The sequence below is a fragment of the Streptomyces sp. NPDC014995 genome (assembly GCF_043080745.1).
GTDB lineage: Bacteria > Actinomycetota > Actinomycetes > Streptomycetales > Streptomycetaceae > Streptomyces.
On sequence record NZ_JBIBVX010000022.1, the window covers coordinates 40,286 to 57,149 of the forward strand.

The 16,864-nt window shown below is 73.8% G+C and carries 15 protein-coding genes; 5 read left to right on the forward strand and 10 right to left on the reverse strand.

All coding sequences use genetic code 11. The annotated features are described in order from the left end of the window. The 3 genes from ACF1A1_RS34595 to ACF1A1_RS34605 are packed head-to-tail and all read right to left on the reverse strand — an operon-like array spanning nucleotide 1 to nucleotide 3,631. Nucleotides 1–1,716, reverse strand: a complete 1,716-nt coding sequence (locus ACF1A1_RS34595; RefSeq protein WP_392005389.1) for an L-aspartate oxidase — start codon at nucleotides 1,714–1,716, stop codon at nucleotides 1–3. Continuing rightward, nucleotides 1,713–2,705, reverse strand: a complete 993-nt coding sequence (panC, locus tag ACF1A1_RS34600; protein ID WP_392005391.1) for a pantoate--beta-alanine ligase — start codon at nucleotides 2,703–2,705, stop codon at nucleotides 1,713–1,715. The genes ACF1A1_RS34595 and panC overlap by 4 nt, the downstream gene beginning before the upstream one ends. Then, complete coding sequence (locus ACF1A1_RS34605) at nucleotides 2,702–3,631, reverse strand: Rossmann-like and DUF2520 domain-containing protein (RefSeq protein WP_392005393.1); 930 nt, start codon at nucleotides 3,629–3,631, stop codon at nucleotides 2,702–2,704. The genes panC and ACF1A1_RS34605 overlap by 4 nt, the downstream gene beginning before the upstream one ends. Before the next feature lie 293 nt (nucleotides 3,632–3,924). On the opposite strand from ACF1A1_RS34605, the gene ACF1A1_RS34610 reads away from it, so the two are divergent. Then, nucleotides 3,925–5,142, forward strand: coding sequence for a threonine aldolase family protein (locus ACF1A1_RS34610; protein ID WP_392005395.1), 1,218 nt, complete (start codon nucleotides 3,925–3,927; stop codon nucleotides 5,140–5,142). 10 nt (nucleotides 5,143–5,152) lie between these two features. Here the strand turns inward: ACF1A1_RS34610 and ACF1A1_RS34615 are convergent, their stop codons facing one another. Next, a complete protein-coding gene (locus ACF1A1_RS34615; RefSeq protein WP_392005397.1) occupies nucleotides 5,153–5,368 on the reverse strand; it encodes a hypothetical protein in 216 nt (71 codons plus the stop codon). Between the two features lie 159 nt (nucleotides 5,369–5,527). Between ACF1A1_RS34615 and ACF1A1_RS34620 the strand changes: the two genes are divergently transcribed. Then, nucleotides 5,528–6,634, forward strand: a complete 1,107-nt coding sequence (locus ACF1A1_RS34620) for a DUF5937 family protein (RefSeq protein WP_392005399.1) — start codon at nucleotides 5,528–5,530, stop codon at nucleotides 6,632–6,634. Nucleotides 6,635–6,674: 40 nt separating this feature from the next. On the opposite strand, the gene ACF1A1_RS34625 is transcribed toward ACF1A1_RS34620, so the two are convergent. The 3 genes from ACF1A1_RS34625 to ACF1A1_RS34635 all read right to left on the reverse strand — a co-directional run bounded on the left by ACF1A1_RS34625 (nucleotide 6,675) and on the right by ACF1A1_RS34635 (nucleotide 9,417). After that, nucleotides 6,675–7,394 (reverse strand): AAA family ATPase, encoded by a 720-nt coding sequence (locus tag ACF1A1_RS34625; RefSeq protein ID WP_392005401.1) that lies wholly within the window; start codon nucleotides 7,392–7,394, stop codon nucleotides 6,675–6,677. Nucleotides 7,395–7,444: 50 nt separating this feature from the next. Then, nucleotides 7,445–8,113, reverse strand: a complete 669-nt coding sequence (locus ACF1A1_RS34630; RefSeq protein WP_392005403.1) for a response regulator — start codon at nucleotides 8,111–8,113, stop codon at nucleotides 7,445–7,447. A gap of 101 nt (nucleotides 8,114–8,214) precedes the next feature. Further along, the gene (locus ACF1A1_RS34635) at nucleotides 8,215–9,417 is read right to left on the reverse strand and encodes a sensor histidine kinase (protein ID WP_392005405.1); all 1,203 of its coding nucleotides are present in this window, start codon (nucleotides 9,415–9,417) and stop codon (nucleotides 8,215–8,217) included. A gap of 118 nt (nucleotides 9,418–9,535) precedes the next feature. Between ACF1A1_RS34635 and ACF1A1_RS34640 the strand changes: the two genes are divergently transcribed. After that, nucleotides 9,536–10,621 carry an SAM-dependent methyltransferase gene (locus ACF1A1_RS34640; protein ID WP_392005407.1) on the forward strand — a complete coding sequence of 362 codons (1,086 nt, stop codon included), beginning with the start codon at nucleotides 9,536–9,538 and terminating at the stop codon, nucleotides 10,619–10,621. Nucleotides 10,622–10,632: 11 nt separating this feature from the next. On the opposite strand, the gene ACF1A1_RS34645 is transcribed toward ACF1A1_RS34640, so the two are convergent. Then, complete coding sequence (locus ACF1A1_RS34645) at nucleotides 10,633–11,784, reverse strand: NADH-quinone oxidoreductase subunit D (RefSeq protein WP_392005408.1); 1,152 nt, start codon at nucleotides 11,782–11,784, stop codon at nucleotides 10,633–10,635. 31 nt (nucleotides 11,785–11,815) lie between these two features. Here ACF1A1_RS34645 and ACF1A1_RS34650 point away from each other — a divergent pair, with 31 nt between their 5' ends. Together ACF1A1_RS34650 and ACF1A1_RS34655 are read left to right on the forward strand one after the other, a co-directional pair. After that, nucleotides 11,816–12,319 (forward strand): PH domain-containing protein, encoded by a 504-nt coding sequence (locus ACF1A1_RS34650; RefSeq protein WP_392005410.1) that lies wholly within the window; start codon nucleotides 11,816–11,818, stop codon nucleotides 12,317–12,319. Further along, nucleotides 12,316–13,659, forward strand: coding sequence for a PH domain-containing protein (locus ACF1A1_RS34655; RefSeq protein ID WP_392005412.1), 1,344 nt, complete (start codon nucleotides 12,316–12,318; stop codon nucleotides 13,657–13,659). The genes ACF1A1_RS34650 and ACF1A1_RS34655 overlap by 4 nt, the downstream gene beginning before the upstream one ends. 78 nt (nucleotides 13,660–13,737) lie before the next feature. Here ACF1A1_RS34655 and ACF1A1_RS34660 read toward each other — a convergent pair whose 3' ends face one another. Continuing rightward, nucleotides 13,738–15,372, reverse strand: coding sequence for a hypothetical protein (locus ACF1A1_RS34660; protein ID WP_392005414.1), 1,635 nt, complete (start codon nucleotides 15,370–15,372; stop codon nucleotides 13,738–13,740). Between the two features lie 153 nt (nucleotides 15,373–15,525). After that, nucleotides 15,526–16,650: an alpha/beta hydrolase gene (locus tag ACF1A1_RS34665; RefSeq protein ID WP_392005416.1), complete on the reverse strand. Its 1,125-nt coding sequence runs from the start codon at nucleotides 16,648–16,650 to the stop codon at nucleotides 15,526–15,528. Nucleotides 16,651–16,864: the final 214 nt, after the last annotated feature.

Sequence of the window (16,864 nt, forward strand, 5' to 3'; positions counted from 1 at the left end):
TCACTGCTCCTGCTGGTGCTGCCGGGTAGGGGGGAAGTCTGCGGTATCGGTGGTGTGTACGGCGAGAGTCCGGTCCGGATTCAGCCGTACGACGATGTGGCGGTGCCAGTTCGTGTCGTCGCGCTCGGCGTGGTCCTCGCGCCAGTGGCAGCCGCGGGTCTCCTCCCGCAGTCGCGCGGCGGCGACCAGGACGCGGGCCACGCACAGGAGGTTGGTGGCCTCCCAGGTGTCGACGCCGGGCTCGGCGGTCTTGCCGTTCTCGTCGAGGGCGTCGCGGGCCTCGGCGTGCAGCCGCTGAAGCTGGTCGGCGGCCTTCTCCAGCGACTCGGCGGAGCGCAGGACGCCCGCGCCGTCGGTCATGATCCGCTGGATGGCGAAGCGGGCCTCGGCGCCGAGGAGCGGGTGCGCGGGCCTCTCGGGGTGCTCGACCGGCGCGGGCACGCGCGCGTCGAGGCCGTCCGCCGCCCGGCTGTCCGCGATGTCGGCGGCGATGCGCTCGGCGTAGACCAGGCCCTCCAGGAGGGAGTTGGAGGCGAGCCGGTTCGCGCCGTGCACGCCGGTGCAGGCGACCTCGCCGCACGCGTACAGGCCCGGGACGGTGGTGCGGCCGTGCGAGTCGGTGCGCACGCCTCCGGAGGCGTAGTGGGCGGCCGGGGCGACCGGGACGGGCTCGGTGACCGGGTCGATGCCGTTCGCGCGGCAGGCGGCCAGGATCGTCGGGAAGCGGTGCTCCCACATCTCGGCGCCGAAGTGGCGGGCGTCGAGGAACATGTGCTCGGTGTCCTGCTCCTGCATGCGGCGCATGATGCCCTTGGCGACGATGTCCCGGGGCGCGAGTTCGGCCAGCTCGTGCTGCCCGAGCATGAAGCGCACGCCGTCCGCGTCGACCAGGTGGGCTCCCTCGCCGCGCACCGCCTCGGAGACGAGGGGCTGCTGGCCCTCGGCGTCGGAACCGAGGAAGAGCACGGTCGGGTGGAACTGGACGAACTCGAGGTCGCTGACCTCCGCGCCCGCGCGCAGGGCGAGGGCCACGCCGTCGCCCGTGGACACGGACGGGTTGGTGGTCGCGGAGAAGACCTGGCCCATGCCGCCGGTCGCCAGGACGACCGCGGGGGCGTGCACGGCGCCCACGCCGTCGTGCTGGCCCTCGCCCATGACGTGCAGCGTCACGCCCGCGGTGCGGCCGTCGGCGTCGGTGAGCAGGTCCAGGACGAGCGCGTTCTCGACCGTGCGCACGCCACGCGCGCGGACCGCCTCGACGAGCGCGCGGGAGATCTCCGCGCCGGTCGCGTCGCCGCCGGCGTGCGCGATGCGGCGGCGGTGGTGGCCGCCCTCGCGGGTCAGTTCCAGTCCGCCTTCGGAGGACTCGTCGAAGTGGGCGCCGGTCTCGATGAGGCGCCGTACGGCGTCGGGGCCCTCGGTGACCAGGATCCGCACCGCTTCCTCGTCGCACAGGCCCGCGCCCGCCACCAGCGTGTCGTCCAGGTGCTGTTCGGGGGTGTCGCCCTCGCCGAGGGCCGCGGCGATGCCGCCCTGCGCCCAGCGGGTGGAGCCGTCGTCCAGGCGGGCCTTGGTGACGACGACCGTCGTCAGGCCGGCGGCCTCGCAGCGCAGGGCGGCGGTGAGGCCGGCGACTCCGGAGCCGACGACCACGACGTCCGCGGAGATGGACCACCCGGGCGCGGGCGCGTGCAGTCGTATGCCTGTGCTGGTCACGAGGCGGCTCCGAAGGTGAGGGGAAGGTTGTCGATCAGCCGGGTCGTCCCGACCCGGGCGGCGACGGCGAGGACGGCCTCGCCGGTGAAGTCGTCCCCGATCTCGGTGAAGTCGGACGGGTCGACGAGCGCGAGGTAGTCCAGTCGCAGCGGCGGGTTCAGCCGGGCGGCCTCGTCGAGGACGAGGCGGGCGGCGGCGCGGACGGCCGCCGGGGCGCCGGGGACGGCCTTGGCGACGGCGTGCGCGTCGGCGGCCGCGCGGGACTCCCCTATGGCGCTGAGCGCCTCGGCGCGCGCGTACGTGGCGGGCACCTCGCGCGCGCGTGCCCGCAGCGCCTCCTGCGCGGCGTGCCGGTCGCGGCCCGCGAACAGTGCCTGGGAGAGCGCGAGCGCGGTGCGCCGCTCGGCCGGGGAGAGGTAGCGGTTGCGGCTGGACAGGGCCAGTCCGTCGTCCTCGCGCACGGTCGGTACGGCGACGATCTCGACGCCGAAGTTCAGGTCCCGCACCATGCGGCGGATCAGGGCGAGCTGCTGGGCGTCCTTCTGCCCGTACAGGGCCACGTCGGGCCGGGTGAGGTGCAGCAGCTTGGCGACGACGGTGAGCATGCCGTCGAAGTGGCCGGGGCGCGAGGCGCCCTCCAGGCGCTCTCCCATGGGGCCCGCGCTGATGCGGACCTGGGGCTCGCCGCCGGGGTAGACCTCGTCCACCGACGGGGCGAACACGACGTCCGCACCGGCCTGTTCGGCGATCTTGACGTCGGCGTCCAGGGTGCGCGGATAGCGGTCGAGGTCCTCGCCCGCGCCGAACTGCAACGGGTTGACGAAGACCGTGACGACGACCTCGCCCTCCGGTCCGGCGATCTCGCGGGCGGTGCGGACGAGGGTGGCGTGGCCCTCGTGCAGGGCGCCCATCGTCATCACGACGGCCCGGCGGCCCGCACGCGTGCGTGCGTGCAGTTCGTCGGCGGTGCGCAGCAGGGTCGTGGTCATCCGGCTTCTCCCTCGGCGCCGTTGGTCCCGTTGGCGAGTACCCCGAGGAGGTCCTCGGCGAGCTCCGGCTTGAGCAGTCCGTGGGCGAGCGCGCGGTCGGCGGTCGCCCGGGCCATCGCCAGGTAGCCGCCCACGGTCTGCGGTGCGTGCTTGCGCAGTTCGGAGACGTGCGCGGCGACCGTGCCGGCGTCACCGCGCGCGACGGGGCCGGTGAGCGCCGCGTCGCCGGAGCGCAGCGCGTTGTCCAGGGCGGCGCCCAGCAGCGGGCCGAGCATCCGGTCGGGGGCCTCCACGCCGGCCGCGCGCAGCAGCTCCATGGACTGCGCGACCAGCGTGACCAGGTGGTTGGCGCCCAGGGCGAGGGCCGCGTGGTAGAGCGGCCGGCTCTCCTCGGCGATCCACTCCGGTTCGCCGCCCATCTCGATGACGAGGGCCTCGGCGGCCAGCCGCAGCTCGTCGGGCGCGGTGACGCCGAACGAGCAGCCGGCCAGGCGCTGGACGTCCACGGGCGTGCCGGTGAAGGTCATCGCCGGGTGCAGGGCCAGCGGCAGCGCGCCCGCGCGCAGGGCGGGGTCGAGGACGCGCGCGCCGTACCGCCCGGAGGTGTGCACGAGCAGTTGCCCGGGCCGTACGGCGCCGGTGTCGGCGAGCCCCTCGACGAGTCCGGGCAGGGTGTCGTCGGGCACGGTCAGCAGGACCAGGTCGGCGCGCTCGAGGACCTCGGCGGGCGGGACGAGCGGCACGTCGGGCAGCATCAGGGCGGCCCGCCGCCGGGAGGCGTCGGAGACGCCGGAGACGGCGACCGGGCGGTGTCCGGCGAGTTGGAGCGACGCGGCGAGCGCGGGGCCCACGCGCCCGGCGCCGACGACGCCGACGCTGAGCCGCGCGGGCCGGTCCTTGGGGTCTGGCTGGTGGCTAGTACTCACTCGACGGCGGCCTTCCCGTTCCAGTCCGCTCTGGGTACCGGACGATTTCTCGTCATGTTAACGCGATCGGTTCGCGGGGCGTCCGGTTGTCCACAGGCTGTGGGTTCCCGGGGGACGGCGGACGGACCGTCCCCGCCGCGTATCGGCTGCGCGGAATGACCCTGCGGAATGGCTGCGCATGACGGGTGCGCGGGTGTGGATGTGCGGAAGCGGCTGCGCGGAAGTGGATGTGCCGCACGGCCGTGCGCGGATGCGTGTGCCCCGCGCGGGCGGCGCGCGGCATGATCCTGGGCATGACGACGGAGACGGCGGGACAGGGCACGGGACAGGGCTCGGGAGAGGGCACCGAACGGTCGGCGCGGGAGCGGCTGCGGGAGCGGCGCGCGGCCGCCCACGGGACGGCGGAGCGCCTCCTGTCGCGCGCGGGCTCCCGCAGGACGCTCCGCGAACGGCTCGACCTGCTGCGGGAGGAGGCACCCCAGGTGTACGACCTGGACCAGCCCGGCGACCTGTACGGCAACGGCATCGTGGAGGTCCTGGAGAGGCGCGTGGCCACCCTGCTGGGCACGGAGGCCGCCGCGTTCTTCCCGACGGGCACGATGGCCCAGCAGATCGCCCTGCGCTGCTGGGCGGGCCGCACCGGCAACCCTATGGTCGCGCTGCACGGGCTGTCCCACCCAGAGGTGCACGAACGGGGGGCGTTCAGCATGGTCAGCGGGTTGCGCCCGGTGCGTCTGACCAGCGAGCCCCGGCCGCCGACGGCCGATGAGGTGCGCGCGTTCGAGGAGCCTTTCGGGGCGCTGATGCTGGAGCTTCCGCTCAGGGACGCCGGTTTCCTGCTGCCTTCCTGGGAGGAACTCACCGAGGTCGTGGAGGCGGCACGCGCACGCGACGCGGTGGTCCACTTCGACGGCGCGCGCCTGTGGGAGTCCACCGTCCACTTCGGCCGCCCCCTGGAGGAGATAGCGGGCCTGGCCGACAGCGTCTACGTGTCGTTCTACAAGTCCCTCGACGGCTTCGGCGGCGCCGCCCTCGCCGGCCCGGGGACGCTGGTGGAGGAGGCCAGGGCCTGGCGGCACCGGTACGGCGGCACGGTCTTCCAGCAGTTCCCGACGGCGCTGTCGGCACTCGCCGGCCTGGAACGGGAACTGCCCCGGCTGCCGGAGTACGTCGCCCACGCGCGCGTGGTGGCCGCAGCGCTCCGTGAGGGTTTCGCCGAGGCGGGCGTGCCGTGGGCGCGTGTGCATCCCGGGGAGCCGCACACACACGAGTTCCAGGTCTGGCTGCCCTACGACGAGGACGTGCTCAACGAGGCGGCGGTGCGGCAGGCCGAGGAGACGGGGACGCTGCTCTTCGGCGTCCCCTGGAACCGGGGCGGGCCGGGCCTCGGCGTCACCGAGGTCACCGTGCGCGCCGACGGCCTGGCCTGGACGGCGGACGACGTGCGGGCGGCGGTCGCCGACTTCGTCGCGCGGGTGACCGAGGTGACGACGGAGGAGGTCGGCGGGTAGCGCGAGGAGGTCAGCGGGCAGAGCGCGGGCGCGGGGCCAGCAGCCGGCTCAGGGCCCTTCGTACGCGTCCGTGGGCCGGGCGGCCCGCGAGGGCGGCGCGCAACTGGTGGCGGTCGCGCAGTTCGCGCATCACCTGCCAGTCGTGTGCGCCGGGAGCGGGCGGGGCGGGCTCGCCGTGCCGCCGGGCGCGGTGGACGTCGAGGACGTGCTGCTGCGTGATGCTCATGGCCGGTGCCTCTTCGGGACGTGGGAACAGGGATCCGGAAGGCTCCGCGGTCGCCCCGGTGTCCCCAGACTGCGCCGGGCCGGTGCGCCGCGTCGCGCCGATTGACGGCGGCCGTCAATCGACGACGGCGTTGTCAGTGGCGGCGGGCACCATGAGGGCATGAGCGTGAGCATCGACATCACGGGACTGCGGCCGGAGAGGGTCGCGATCGTGCCCTCCCCCCTGGCCGAGCTCGGCATGGCGCTGCACGCGCTGTCCGAGCCGGGGCACCACCCCCGCCTCCAGGGCTGGGTCACGAGCGTCACCGCGCGCCTGGACTCGCATCTGGCCGACCGGATGTGCGAGGCCGACTTCCTGTGGCGGACGACGTTCTCGGACATCTTCCTGCCCTACGCCGGTATCCCCGGCGGAAGCACGCTCCCGGGTGCCACGCTCGCCGAGGAGCTGGACCTCCTGGACAAGCTGACGGACGAGCAGTTCGTGGACTCGGCCCTGGAGTTCACCTGCGCGCCCGGGTACGACCTGCCGGGTTCCGGCGTCCTCTCCGACCCGGCCCTGCACCGCCGCGCCCTGGACCTGGCGGCCACGCGCGGACCCCGCCAGGTGCGCTTCACCCGACGGCTGCTCGACGACCCGCCCCGCGTGCGTGCCTGGCTGAGGCAGTTCCTCGAGGACTGCGACGAGGCCTTCTTCGCCGATGTCTGGGCCCGGGTCCGTCATCCGCTCGCCGCGGACGCCCGCCACAAGACGGAGCTGCTGCACCACAAGGGTCTCGCGGAAGCGCTGGCCTCGGTCTCCTCCGCCGTGACACTGGACGAGCACACCCGGCGGATCACGGTGGACAAGCTCGTCGAGGGCCGCACCGCCACGGCGGACGGGGGGCTGCTGTGCGTACCGACGAGCCTCGGCTGGCCGCACCTGATGGTGCTGCACCGGTACGGCTGGCAGCCGGTGCTGCACTACCCGGTCGGCTCGCCGGAGCTGGCCTCGCCGCCCTCCGTCGAGCAGCTGACGCTGCGGATGACCGCCCTGTCCCACCCGGTGAGGATGCGGATCTGCCGGCTTCTGGCCCGCAGCGCCTACACCACGACCGAGCTGGCCCAGGTGCACGGCATGACGGCGCCCGAGATATCCCGGCACCTCGGCGTCCTGAAGAAGGCGGGCCTGGTCACCACGCGCCGACGCGGGCGGTACGTGCTGCACCAGTTGGACGTGACGGTGGTGGCCCGGCTGGGCAGCGACTTCCTCGAAGGGATACTCCGCTAGCGGCGCCGGCCTGCCGTCGGACCGGCCGTCCGGCCTGCCGTCAGTCGAAGCGGATGTGCCGCAGTCCCACCCGTGCCTGCCGCAGCCGCGTCCGCAGCGCGCCCCCGGTGTGCGGCCTCAGGGTCAGCCCGGCCAGGACGGCGATGCGGTCCGCCGTCTTCGGCACGGTCGAGTGGTCCGTCCACAGGTGCTCGGCGAACTCCGGCTCACGCAGTCGCTCCAGGCAGTGGTCGAGCTGCCGGACGGCCCAACTCTCGCGGCCGTGACCGGCGTTGCCCCTGGGTTTCTTCCCGGCCTCCTCGCCGGACTCCTCGCCGGACTTCTTCCCGGTTCTCCTGCCGACGGCGTACTGGAGGAGGTCCACGAAGCGACGTTCACGCAGGCGCCTCAGCACGGTCTCCCGCTCCGCGAGGAGTGTGAAGTGGCGGACGTCGTGGCCGAGTTCACGCAGCCGGCCGACGGTCTCGTCGAAGTACCGCGGATCGGTGACCGTCATGGGGGCGATGACCACGCCGTCGTGCCGGGTCAGCACCAGGTCGAGGACCTCGACGACGCCCTGCCGCCAGGAGACCAGGTCCTGGAAGTCCTCGACCAGCGGCGTCCCGCCGCGGGTGCCCCGCAGTTCGGGCGGCAGCATGCGGCGCAGGCCGAAGCCGGCGTGCTCGGGGTCGCAGACGACGCTGCCGGGCAGGCGGCGCTGGATCTCGTGTGCCGTCTGGGTCTTACCGCCCCCGAACGGGCCGTTGATCCACAGGAGCATGTGCAGACCCTAGTGGGCTCCGGTGGCGCGCGAGGGGCGTTCCCCCCGGTTCAGTGCCCGCCGGCCCGCACCAGGCCCGTCTCGTACGCCAGGACCACCACCTGCACGCGGTCCCGCAGGCCCAGCTTGGTCAGGATGCGGCCCACGTGGGTCTTGACGGTGGCCTCGGACAACACCAGCCGGGCCGCGATCTCGCCGTTGGACAGCCCCTGGGCGACCAGCACCATGACCTCGCGCTCCCGCTCGGTGAGCCGTTCCAGCTCCTTGTGCTGCGGCTCCTTGCCCGCGCTGGGCAGCATCGGGGCGAACCGGTCCAGGAGGCGGCGGGTGGTGGAGGGGGCGACGACCGCGTCACCGCTGTGCACGGAACGGATGGCGGCGAGCAGTTCGCCGGGCGGCACGTCCTTGAGCATGAATCCGGAGGCACCCGCCTTCAGCCCCGAGAAGGCGTACTCGTCGAGGTCGAAGGTGGTCAGGATCAGCACCTTCGGCGGGTCGGCCTCCTCGCAGATGCGCCGGGTGGCCTCCACGCCGTCCAGCTTCGGCATGCGCACGTCCATCAGCACCACGTCGACCGCCGTGGAACGCACCACCTGGAGGGCCTCGACGCCGTCGCCCGCCTCCGCCACGACCTCCATGTCCGGCTGGGCGGCGAGCACCATCCGGAACCCGGTGCGCAGCAGCACCTGGTCGTCGACGAGCATCACGCGGATCGCCATCGAGTCCTCTTCCATCCTTCGTGGGCCGTTGCCGGCTCTGTCGTGTGGGTGCCGTTGCCGGCGGGGGTGTGACAGGTGTCAACAGGGAGCGTGCGTCGGCGTCAATGCGCCGGTTTGAGCGGGAGCAGGGCGCTGATGCGGAATCCTCCGCCTGGACGCGGGCCCGCGTCCAGGGTGCCGCCGACCATGCCGACCCGCTCGCGCATCCCGATCAGACCGTGGCCCTGGCCGTCGGCGCCGCCCTCCTCGTACAGCTCGTGCGGGGCGCCCTTGCCGTCGTCCTCGACGAGCAGGCCGAGGCCGTCGTCGAAGTAGACCAGGCGCACGCTGGCGCCCGCGTTCGGCCCGCCGTGCTTGCGCGTGTTGGTCAGCGCCTCCTGCACGATGCGGTACGCGGTGAGCTCGACGCCGCTGGGCAGCGGCCGCGGGGTGCCCTCGATCCTGAAGTCCACGGGCAGTCCGGAGCCGCGGCACTGCTCGACGAGGTCCTCGATCTGCTCGACGTCGGGCTGCGGCACGTACTCGCCGCCCTCCTGGTGCTCGCCGGTGCGCAGTACGCCCAGCAGGCGGCGCATCTCGGCGAGGGCCTGGCGGCCGGTGGAGGAGATCGTCTCCAGGGCCTTCTTGGCCTGGTCGGGTGCGGCGTCGAGGACGTAGGCGGCGCCGTCGGCCTGCACCACCATCACCGACACGTTGTGCGCGACGACGTCGTGCAGCTCGCGCGCGATACGGGCGCGCTCGGCGGCGACCGCGACCTTGGCCTGCGCCTCGCGCTCCTTCTCCAGACGCGCCGCGCGCTCCTCCAGCTGCGCGAAGTAGGCGCGCCGGGTGCGTATGGAGTCGCCGAGCACCCAGGCGAGGGCGAACGGCACCGTCTGGAAGACGATGATCGCGAGATAGCCCGCGACGCTCGAGTCCTGCTCGGGCCAGCGCAGCTGCGCCAGGCTCGCGGCGCTCAGGCCCATGCCGAGCGCGAGCCGCGAGGCCCAGCGGGCGCCGGTCGCGGCGACCGTGTAGACGATCACCAGGAAGGCGAAGTCGGCGGCCGTCGTCGGCACGTCCAGGACGAGCTGGGCCAGCCCGAGCGCGCCGGCCAGCAGCAGCATCCTCTCGGGCATACGGCGACGCAGCGCGATGACCAGGCACAACAGGAGCACGACCGGGACGACCAGTGCCGAGGAGTCCCTGCCCGTGGCCTCCTGCCGTGTCGTCTCCACCATGAGCGAGATGCCGAGCAGGGCGACGGCCCAGAAGGCGTCCACCCCGGTCGGGTGCCTGCGGAGGAAGTCATAGAGGCGCTGCACGTAACCCAGCGTAGGGAAGGGAAATGCGTGCAAGGGTCAACCGGAGGGCCGATCCGGGGCCGACCCGCGTACTCCGCAAGGTGGAGGCCGTGATCAGCTGTGCGCATAGTCTGGCCAGGTGGTGGCAGATGTGACGGATCCCGGCGAGTGGCGCGGCTGGCGGGCGGCGGCGCGGGACGCCCTGTACGGACCGGACGGTTTCTACCTGCGGCCGGAGGGACCGGCCGGGCACTTCCGGACGTCCGTGCACGCGTCCCCGCTGTTCGCCGGGGCCGTGGCCCGGCTGCTGTGCCGGGTCGACGAGGCGCTCGGCCGGCCCGCGTCGCTCGACTTCGTCGACATGGCCGCCGGACGTGGCGAACTGGTCACCGGGGTGCTCGCCGCGCTCCCCGCCGACGTGGCCGCCCGCACGCGCGCGTACGCCGTCGAGGTGGCCGCCCGCCCGGCGGGCCTGGCCCGCCGGATCGAGTGGCTGCCCGAGCCTCCGCCGCAGGTCACCGGGTTGCTGTTCGCCAACGAGTGGCTGGACAACGTGCCCGTCGAGGTCGCCGAGGTCGACTCCGCGGGCGTGGCGCGGCTGGTGCTCGTCCGGGACGACGGGACCGAGCGGCTCGGGGAGCCGGTGTCCGGCGCGGAGGCCAGGTGGCTCACGCGGTGGTGGCCGCTGCCGGGCGAGGAGGGTCTGCGGGCGGAGATCGGGCTTCCCCGGGACACCGCCTGGGCGTCCGCCGTCTCCCGTGTGGCACGGGGGCTCGTGGTGGCGGTGGACTACGCGCACACGCGGGACGCGCGCCCTCCGTTCGGGACGCTGACCGGCTTCCGGGAGGGGCGGGAGACGGCGCCCGTGCCGGACGGTTCGTGCGACATCACGGCGCATGTGGCGCTGGACGCGTGCGCGGAAGCGGGTGCCGCCCCGGCCACGGCGGCGGGCACACCGGCGTACACGTCCCCCGGTGCGCGCCTGCTCGACCAACGCGCCGCCCTGCGCGCCCTCGACATCGAAGGCGTACGGCCCCCGCTCGCGCTCGCGTCCACGAACCCCTCCGCGTACGTGCGCGCCCTCGCGAGCGCCGGAGAGGCCGCCGAGCTCACCGCGCCGGGCGGGCTGGGCGACTTCGGGTGGCTGCTCCAGCCGGTGGGGATCGCGGACCCGCTCCCCGGGCGGCCGGCCGGCGATCCGGACCCGCCACGACCGCCCGGCTGACCGGCCCGCCCCTACTTGTCGATGTCCCCGACCACGAAGAACATCGAGCCCAGGATGGCCACCATGTCCGCGACCAGCGTGCCCGGCAGCAGCTCGGTGAGCGCCTGGATGTTGTTGTACGAGGCCGAGCGCAGCTTCAGCCGGTGCGGGGTCTTCTCGCCCTTGCTGACGAGGTAGTAGCCGTTGATGCCGAGGGGGTTCTCGGTCCACGCGTACGTGTGCCCCTCGGGCGCCTTGAGGACCTTCGGCAGCCGCTGGTTGACCGGGCCGGGCGGGAGGTCGGCGAGGCGGTCCAGGCAGGCGTCCGCGAGGTCGAGGGCGTTGTGCGCCTGGTCCAGGAGGCACTCGAAGCGGGCCAGGCAGTCGCCCTCGGTCCGGGTCACCACCTTCAGGGTGTCCTGGAGTTCGCCGTACGCCAGGTAGGGCTCGTCGCGGCGCAGGTCGAAGTCGACGCCCGAGGCGCGCGCGATCGGCCCGCTGACGCCGTACGCGTGCACGGCCCGGGGCGTCAGGTTGCCCACGTCGCGGGTGCGCCCCCGGAAGATCTCGTTGCCGAGCACGAGGTCGTCGAAGACGTCCATGCGCGAGCGCACGGCGGCGACGGCGCCCCGCGCGCGGGAGGTCCATCCGGCCGGCAGGTCCTCCTTGAGGCCGCCGACGCGGTTGAACATGTAGTGCATGCGCCCGCCGGAGACCTCCTCCATGACGTGCTGGAGCACCTCGCGCTCGCGGAAGGCGTAGAAGACGGGCGTGATGCCGCCCAGCTCCAGCGGGTACGAGCCGAGGAACATCAGGTGGTTGAGCACCCGGTTCAGCTCCGCGAGGAGCGTGCGCGTCCACACCGCGCGCGGGGGGACCTCCATGCCGAGCATGCGCTCCACGGCGAGGACCACGCCCAGCTCGTTCGAGAAGGCCGAGAGCCAGTCGTGGCGGTTGGCCAGCATGATGATCTGCCGGTAGTCGCGCGCCTCGAACAGCTTCTCCGCGCCGCGGTGCATGTAGCCGATCACCGGCTCCGCGTGCTGGATGCGCTCGCCGTCCAGCACGAGCCGCAGCCGCAGCACGCCGTGCGTGGAGGGGTGCTGGGGGCCGATGTTGAGCACCATGTCGGTGCTCTCCGCGGCACCGCCGATCCCGACCGTGGTCTCCGTCGTAGGAGTCATGGACCCAGTCTCCCCTACGTACGCTGGCCGTATGGAAACGGGGAGCACGACTGACGTGGAGGCGACGGGGGCCGGGCCCGTGTGGACCGGGCTGCCGCCGGGGTTGCTGCGGATGCGACGGCTGTTGCTGGTGGTGTGGCTGGGACTGGCGGCCGTCGGCCTCGCGGTGCTGCTCGGCTGGCTCGTCGGCCCCGCGTGGGCCGCGTTCGCGCTGCTGCCGTCGGCGGGGGCCGGCTTCGGCTGGGTCGTGCTGGGCCGCAACTGGCGCTCCTGGCGGTACGCGGAGCGCGCCGACGACCTGCTGATCAGCCGGGGCGTGCTGTGGCGCGAGGAGACGGTCGTGCCGTACGGGCGGATGCAGCTCGTCGAGGTGACCTCCGGTCCCGTCGAGCGGTACTTCGGGCTGGCCAGCGTCCAGCTGCACACCGCGGCCGCCGCGACCGACGCGACGATCCCCGGCCTGGACCCGGCCGAGGCGGAACGGCTGCGGGACCGGCTCACCGCACTCGGTGAGGCCCGATCGGCGGGGCTGTGACGGCGCCGGGCGTCGACGACGGCGTACGCGACGCGCTCGCGGAGCGGGTCCTCGCCGAGCGCAGGCTGCACCCCGTCACGCCGTTCAGACGGGCCTGGGCGCCCGTCGCGGTGGTCGTCGGCTGGGCGGCGCACGACCCGAACCGGACGCAGGAGCAGCTGACGCGGCTGACCACGACGACCCTGCTGGTCGCGCTCGCCGTGGTCGTCCCGGCGGCCGCCCTGTACGGGTTCCTGTCCTGGTGGTTCACGCACTTCGCGGTCACGGACACCGAACTGCGCATACGGACCGGCCTGGTGTTCCGGCGCACCGCGCACATCCGGCTGGAGCGCATCCAGGCGGTCGACGTCACCCGGCCGCTGCTCGCGCGGATCGCCGGCGTCGCGAAACTGCGGCTCGACGTCGTCGGCGCCGACAAGAAGGACGAACTCGCCTTCCTCGGTGAGGCCGAGGCTCGCGCACTGCGCGCGGAGCTGCTCGCGCGCGCGGCGGGCTTCGCGCCGGAGGCCGCGCGCGAAGTCGGCGAGGCGCCCGCGCGCGAACTGTTGCGCGTGCCGGCGCGCGAGCTGGCGATCGCCCTGGTGCTGACCGGCGCCACCTGGGGCGCGCTCGCCGCCGCGCTGGTCGTGCCACCGGTGCTGTGGCTGGCCACCCACAGTGTGTGGACGGTCCTCGCGACCGGTGTGCCGCTGCTCGGCGCGGCGGGCGCGAGCAGCGTGGGGCGGTTCGTGGGCGAGTACGACTGGACGGTCGGCGAGTCGCCGGACGGGCTGCGGATCGACCACGGCCTGCTGGACCGTGCGCACGAGACGGTGCCCCCGGGGCGGGTGCAGACCGTGCGGATCGTCGAGCCGTTGCTGTGGCGGCGGCGCGGCTGGGTGCGGGTCGAGCTGGACGTGGCCGGCTCGGCCAACTCCGTGCTCGTGCCGGTGGCCCCGCGCGAGGCGGCGGAAGCCGTCGTCGCGCACGTGCTGCCCGGGGCGACCGTCCCGGCGACGGCCTCGCTGTCCCGGCCCCCGCACCGCGCCGGGCGCTGCCTCCCGCTCTGGTGGCGGGGTTACGGCATCGCCGTCACCGACACGGTGTTCGCCGCGCGGCACGGGCTGCTGCGCCGGAGCGTGGCACTCGTCCCGCACGCCAAGGTGCAGAGCGTGCGGCTCGCGCAGGGGCCCTGGCAGCGGCTCTGGCGTCTCGCGGACGTGCACGTGGACACGGGCGCGAACAAGACGGTGACAGCGCGTCTGCGGGACGTGCAGGAGGCCGCGGAGCTGCTGCGGGGTCAGGCGGAGCGGTCGCGGACCGGGCGCCGGGACGCGCGGCCCGAGCGGTGGATGGCGTAGGCCGCCGGAGAGTTCGCGCACATGGCGAAGGGCCCGCCCCGCCGTACGGAAGACGGCGGGGTGGGCCCTGGGGAGCGGTCAGGAGACGGCGCTGCGCAGCCCCTCGACGTCGATCTGCTCGGTCTCGTCGTGCGCGGTCAGGTCGATCACCTGGCCGATCCCGCGCGCCTCCTCGTCCACCGGCTTGAACTCCGCCTCGGACTCGGCCTTGTGGAGCGCGAGCGCCTCCTGGCCGACGACGTCGGCGAGGTCCTCGTTCTGTACGGCCTCCAGCGCCTCGGACGCCGACGGCTTCTGCGTACCGAAGAAGTCGAACCCGCCGTCGGTCACCGGACGCCGCACCGGCTGCGCGGCCGGTACGACGGCCACGGCGGTCGGCACGGTGAAGTGCCCGGAGAGGCGCCCGGAGGAACGCTGCACGGGGCCGGCGGGGCGCTGGACGAGCGCGCCGGTACCGGAGGCGGCGGCCTGGGGAGCGGCGGCCTCGCCGGCGGACGCCTGGGAAGCGGCGGCCTCGAGGGCGGCGGCTTCGGCCACGGCGGTCTCGGAAGCTGCGGAAGTCTCCGGTCCCACGGCGGGGGCCTCGGGGCCCACGCCGGCCTCGGAGGCCACGGAGTTCACGGCGTCCACGGCGTCCACGGGCCGACCGGCGGTCGCGGACGGCGCGGCTTCCGGCTCCCGCGGGGCGTCCGCGCCCCCGTCGCTCTGCGGCCGGGCGGTGGCCTCTTCCGGAGCGGTCTGTCCCGCCGGGGTTCCGTTCTCCTCGGCGGCCGTGTCGGGGGCGGCCGCGCGCGTGTGCTCGTCGACCGCCTCGGGCTTCCCCTCGGCCTCGTCCTCCTGCGCGGCCTCCGCGTCGCCGCCGGTCTCCGCGGGGGCGCTCCGCGCGGGCTCCGCCCCGGCGGGCTCGTCGCTCTTCGCGGGCGTCACCGGCTTCGCCGGCCCGGCCGCGTCGACGTCGAACCGGGCCAGCGCCGCCTGGGCCCGTACGAACAACTGGGAGCCCGCCGGGGAGAAGACCGCCGCAGCCTTCGGCCCGTCGTCGGCGGTCCCGGCGTCCTTGGCCGCCTCGGTGTCGGGCGTCTCACCGTCGGGCGACTCGCCCTGGACGGTCTCCGCGTTCTCGACGGTCTTCGCGCTCTTGGGGGTGTGCGCCTCGGCGGTGTCGGCCGCGGGGGCCTCCAGCGTGGCGACCGCGCCCGTCCCCGCGCCGGGCGCCTCCTCGGCGGCACGCGCGGGCGGCAGGGCACGCGACGGGGTCGTGGTCTCGATCTCGAGCAGGCGGCGGCCCTCCAGGGCGCTCGCCCGCTCGGTCTCCGCCGTGGCGTAGCGGCGCAGCAGTGCCGCGTGCTCGTTGCGCAGGCCGGCCAGTTCGGCGCGCTTGGCCCGCAGGCGCTGCTCCAGCTTCACGCGCAGCTCACGCGATTCGTCGAGGTCGCTCTCCAGCTCGGCGACGCGTTCCTCGTAGCGCCACTCGTCGCTCGCACGCGCGCGCGTGAGGTCGGCGACCTGTTTGCCGGCCTGGATGTCCCAGCGGCGCATGACGACCGCGCCGAGGATCGCCGTCACCGCGGCGGCCGCGGCGAGCACCCGGAGCACCAGTTGCTCCGAGAACACCCAGGGGCCGAGGGCGCAGACGAGGGAGACGCCTGCGATCGCCGAAGGTGGCAGCAGCCTGTGCAAAGGCGGGGAATGGCGGTGACGTCCACGTGGCATGGCCAGAAACTTACCGCGCGTAGGCGAATGTTGGCGCCCCGCCCCGTAAAAACACAGCCATAGGAAGCGTTCACCGAGCATCAGGAAACAGAGACGTCGCCGAATTCGACAACAATCAAGATCGTTTATGGTCGGCGTGGCCGTCGCCCGACGTCACCGGCCGCTCAGCCGCCCGCTGATCCACTCCAGCGTCGGCGGGATCTCACGCCGCCACGTGTTGAAGTTGTGCCCGCCGCTTTCGAGGATGATCGACGAGATCCTTGTCCTGCTCGTCGCCTTCACCTGGTCAATGAACTTCAGCGTGGCCTTGTAGTTGGATTCTCCGACCTTGCTGCTGGTGACGAGCAGCGAGGTGTCCGGCGCGGGCCGGTGCTTCACGAACCAGCGCAGGTCCGCCTCGTTGCGCAGCGTGTCGTCGTCGTGGAAGAGGTCGCCGGTGGTCGGGTCGGTCGGCGCCTTGTAGTACGCGGACAGGCCGGCGCCCGCCGCGTAGACCTCGGGGTGGTGCATGGCCAGCTTCAGCGCGCAGTAACCGCCCGTGGAGTTGCCGATGATGCCCCAGCTGCCGGGCTTTTCGCTCACCCGGTACTGGGCGGCGACGGCGTCGGGCAGGTCCTTGGCGAAGAACGACTCGGTCTGCGGCCCGCCCGGGACGTCCACGCACTCCGTGTCGCGCGGCGGCGCCACCGTCGGCCGCAGCATCACCAGGATCATCGGCTGCATACGGCCGTCCGCGGCGAGCTCGCGCGCGGTGTGCGGGTATTTCAGCTTGTCCACGAGCGCCTGCGCCGTACCGGGATAGCCGGTGAGGACCACGGCCGCCGGGAACCTACGCGTGCGCTGGCCCGGATCGAAGTACTCCGGCGGCAGGTAGACGTACGCGGGCGTGGCGATGCGCGTCGTACGGCCGGTGATCGCGACCTGCTGTATCTGCCCGCCGAACCGCGGCCGGCCACTGCCCCCGCCCGTCACCCGCCGGGTGTCGACCACCTGGAGCGGGCCGGCCGGGCCGCCCCCCGCGTGGTCGACGACGACGCCCTGGTCGTCCTCCTGGCCGAACAGGTCCGCCCAGCTGGCGTAGAACCCGAACGCCTGGTTGGCGGCGAGCCCGACCGCCGCGAAGAGGGCCAGCTGGGTGGCGAACAGCAGGCCCACGCGCCCGCTGACGGCACGCCAGCCGCGCCCCGCGAGGCGCGGCCACTGCCACACCGTGCCGACGAACAGCAGTACGGCGGACAGGACTGCCAGCAGCAGCGCTGTGTTGCTCGTAAGACCCATGTGGTGTTCCTGCCTGCGCTTCCCGTCCGGGCTCCCGCGCTCCCTCGCTCCTCCGCGAGGGCTTGTCCCGGACTTTCCCTGGCCTTTTCAACAGCTTTGAGGAGACGAGTGAACCTCCCTCCCCGAGACACCGTCCTAGAGGGCGCAATGTCGCCGGATGCCCCAATCGGCACCGGGTTCAAGGTCTCTCGCGGAACTACGGGATGCGATGTCT